The organism is Yoonia sp. (genome assembly GCF_046498525.1).
Classification (GTDB): Bacteria; Pseudomonadota; Alphaproteobacteria; order Rhodobacterales; family Rhodobacteraceae; genus Yoonia.
Map to the genome: position 1 here is coordinate 1 of NZ_JAWOAN010000047.1, position 3,586 is coordinate 3,586.

Sequence of the window (3,586 nt, forward strand, 5' to 3'; positions counted from 1 at the left end):
AGCTGACGCTCAGGGTCAGCCCGTTGTCCTTGTCGGTATAGGTCAGTTCCAGAGTGCCGTTCTGTTCGACGCTCTCGAAGCAGAACTTCGGCAACATCGGGGTGCCGTCACTGTCGCGCAGGATCAGTCCGGGCTGGCCGGGAAAGCTGCGGGTGGCTTCTGGACAGATCGACAGGTCGGGGTTTTCGTCCAGCATCCCGCCGGTGACGTCGATCGCATGGGCGGCGTGCAGCGTATCGAGGTTTTCCTCGGACGGCAGCAGCGCCCCCCAGTAAACGACCTCTGGCAGGCGGTCATTGCGGGCCGCCAGAACAAGCGTCTGACGGCCATCGTCGATACGATAGGTACGGTTCATGGCTTACTTTACAGCTCCGAGGGTGAGGCCCGCGATAAAGTGTTTCTGCATCAAAAAGAACATGATGACCGGTGGCAAGGCGGCCACGATCGATCCTGCGCTCATCAGGTGATAGGCAGCGCGGAATTGTGAGTTGAACTCGGTGATCCCCGCAGTGACAGGTTGCGCACCGGGTCCTTGGGTCAGGACGACTGCCCAGAAATAATCGTTCCAGATGAAGGTAAAGATCAGCACGGCAAGTGCGGCCAGCGCGGGTTTCATGAGGGGCAGGACTACGTAAAGGAAAATGCGCCATTCCGCGATGCCTTCGACGCGCGCAGCCTCGATCAGAGGGAAGGGCAGGGCGCGGATGAAGTTGCGCATGAAGAGCGTACAAAAGCCGGTCTGAAACGCGATGTGAAACAGGACGAGGCCGGTTTTGGTGTCATAGAGGTTCATGCTGACGGTCAGGTCGCGCACCGGCACCATGAGGATCTGGAAGGGTACGAAGTTGCCCGCGATGAAGATGAAGAAGATCGCCAGATTGCCTTTGAACCTGTAAACGCCAAGCGCAAAGCCCGCCATGCAGGACAGTGCCACCGCGCCGATGACCGTGGGAATGGTGATGAAGAGCGAATTCCACAGATACCGCGGCATGTTCGATTCAAAGAAGACCTTGCCGTAGTTCGAAAACGCCTCGAAACTGCTGGGGATGCCCCAGTAGTTGCCACTCACGAAATCCGATTCTGGTTTTATCGAAAAATTCGCGACAGCGATCAGCGGCAGCAGCCAGACGATCAACGCCAAGGGCAAAAGCGCCTGATAGGTGATCTGCCAAGACCGTGAGGTCTTTGAAAGCGGGGTTGGAAACATCAGTGCGCTCCCTTTTCGTCACGGTACATGGAGTAAAGGAAATAGGCGATGAACCCGAGCATGATGAAGAACAATACGACCGCGATCGCAGCACCAAAGCCCATGCGGAACCCGAATTCGGAAAGTGACTCTTCGAACATATAAAATGACAGCACGCGGGTTGACCCGAAAGGCCCGCCGTTGGTCATCACGCTGATCAGATCAAAGGATCGCAAAGCGCCGATGATTGTCACGACGAAGGCGATGAACGTCGCGGGCTTGAGTTGCGGCAGGATCACGTACCACAACATCTTGTGGCCTTTGGCCCCGTCAAGGCGTGCGGCCTCTACCTGTTCGGGGTCAACGGCGTTGAGGCCGGTAAGATAAAGGATCATGCAGTATGCGGTCTGCGGCCAAAGGCCCGCAGCGATGATGCCGTAGGTCGCCAATGTCGGATCGCCAAGGATGTTCACCGGACCGGCACCAAAGACCCCGAGGATTGCGTTCAGCAGACCTTCGCGTGGCAGATAGAACCAGCTGAAAACCAGACCGACGACAACCTGAGAGATGACGAACGGAAAGAAGAACATCGACTTGTAAAAGCGGATGCCCGTCACCGACTGGTTCAGGAAAAGCGCGATGAACAGGCCTGCGGGAATTGCCAGAAGGTAAAGCACCAGCCACCTGAGGTTGTTCCAGAAAGAGATCTGAAACTTGCGGTCCATGTTCTGTTCGCCCCATCCAAGCAGGCGTTCATAATGGGCCGTGCCAACCCATGTCTTTTCGCCCAGACCGTCCCATTCATGGAAAGAAATCCAAAATGACTGACCGATCGGCATTATCACGTAGACCGCGAAAAAGATCATGGCGGGCAACAGGAAAAGCCACGGCGTGATCGCAATCTCGTTACGCTTGTACCATCCGCGTTGCGGTTGGCTGGCACGGGTGCTTGGAACGGCCGGGGACACCGACATGGCGTTTCTCCTACTGGGTCAACACATGTGAAAGGCCGAAAAGGTCTTGCAGATGGGTTGGCGTCGTGTGGGTTGCACCCACCCTACAAAAAGGTGGGTGCTGTAGGTGGGTAAAACCCACCGCTACGGTTTAGTTGTAGATGCGTTGACGTGTTTCCTCGAGGCGCATCAGGATGTCGTCCAGATTGTCCGGGAACACCATGAATTCCTGCAGGCCTTCCATGCCGACAGATGCCATTTCCGCATCGAAGTCACGGTCGAAGAACTGCATGATGCCGCCACCTGCATTGTTCGAGAGCATCTCGAACCCTTCGGCGAGGAACTTGTCATCGTCGATGGATGCGTTGGCGTTGACCGGTAACTGGCCCAAGCCTTCACCACTGTTGATCTTTGTTTGCACGTCAGCCGATGTCACATAGCGCAGGAATTCCTTTGCTGCGTCCATGTTCTGCGCTCCGGATGGGATGTGGAACGTATCGGTCGGCGCGTCCTCTGCATAGTCGACTTCAGGGTTGATCATCGGAAACTGGTAGAAGTCCAGTTGATCGTCGGAGAGGCCGCCATCACGCATCGCGGCAACCGCAAAGTTACCCATCAGGTAAGACGCGGCTTCGCCATTAACCATGAATGGCAGGGCTTCCTGCCAGCTGTAGGTCTGGTGATCGTCGATGAAAGCGCCCATGTCGATCAGTTCGCGCCAGTTGGCGAACGTCTGACGTACGCGGTCGTCTGTCCATTCGACTTCACCACGGGCCAGCGCCATGTGGAAATCATAACCGTTCGTGCGCGAGTTGATGTAGTCGAACCAGCCGCCGGCAGTCCAAAGGAATTTGGTGCCGATGGTGTAGCACTTGACACCGTTGTCCAGCAGTGTCTGGCAGTTGGCCTTCTCTTCTTCCCAATCGGCAGGCTCGCTCAGTCCGTACTGGTCGAAGATGTCTTTGCGGTAATAAACGCCCCACTGGTAGTATGTGTAAGGCACACCCCATTGGGCACCGTCGAGCGTCATCGCACCTTGGGTGGATGCCAGCGCATCAAAGGCGGGTTCGGCCCAAAGGTCGGAAATGTCCGCAAACAGCCCTGCGTCGACATAAGGGCGCATGCGGTTGGCCGCATACCAGTTCACAACGTCTGGCGGATTGGCGCTCAGCGCGTTGCGAATTTGTGTTTTCCACGCTTCGCGGTCGACAATCGTCAGGTTGACCTCAAGTTCGGGGTGCAGCGCGTCAAAGTCGGCGGCAAGCCCTTCCATGACCGCGCGTGGTGCCGGGTTTGACATGTCGGAGATGATGTTGAGTTCGCCAGACAGCGAATGTGCATCGGCGGCAGCGGTTGACGCGGTAACGCCAGCAGCAACAAACGCCGCGAGCGACGTCTTCAAAATGGAATGCATGGTTTCCTCCCAGTATGCTTCCGTGTGTAAACC

At 56.6% G+C, this 3,586-nt stretch carries 3 protein-coding genes and 1 pseudogene; all 4 read right to left on the reverse strand.

All coding sequences use genetic code 11. The features are described 5' to 3' along the window. Positions 1-355, reverse strand: a pseudogene (locus R6T97_RS03375) (alpha-galactosidase); the annotation flags it as partial. Positions 356-358: 3 nt separating this feature from the next. Continuing rightward, entirely contained in the window at positions 359-1,207 is an 849-nt protein-coding gene (locus R6T97_RS03380; protein WP_410347899.1) for a carbohydrate ABC transporter permease, read from the reverse strand. Next, positions 1,207-2,160, reverse strand: a complete 954-nt coding sequence (locus tag R6T97_RS03385; protein ID WP_410347900.1) for a carbohydrate ABC transporter permease — start codon at positions 2,158-2,160, stop codon at positions 1,207-1,209. Before R6T97_RS03385 ends, R6T97_RS03380 begins: the two co-directional genes overlap by 1 nt. A gap of 130 nt (positions 2,161-2,290) precedes the next feature. Next, positions 2,291-3,553 carry an ABC transporter substrate-binding protein gene (locus R6T97_RS03390; protein ID WP_410347901.1) on the reverse strand — a complete coding sequence of 421 codons (1,263 nt, stop codon included), beginning with the start codon at positions 3,551-3,553 and terminating at the stop codon, positions 2,291-2,293. Positions 3,554-3,586 lie beyond the last annotated feature (33 nt).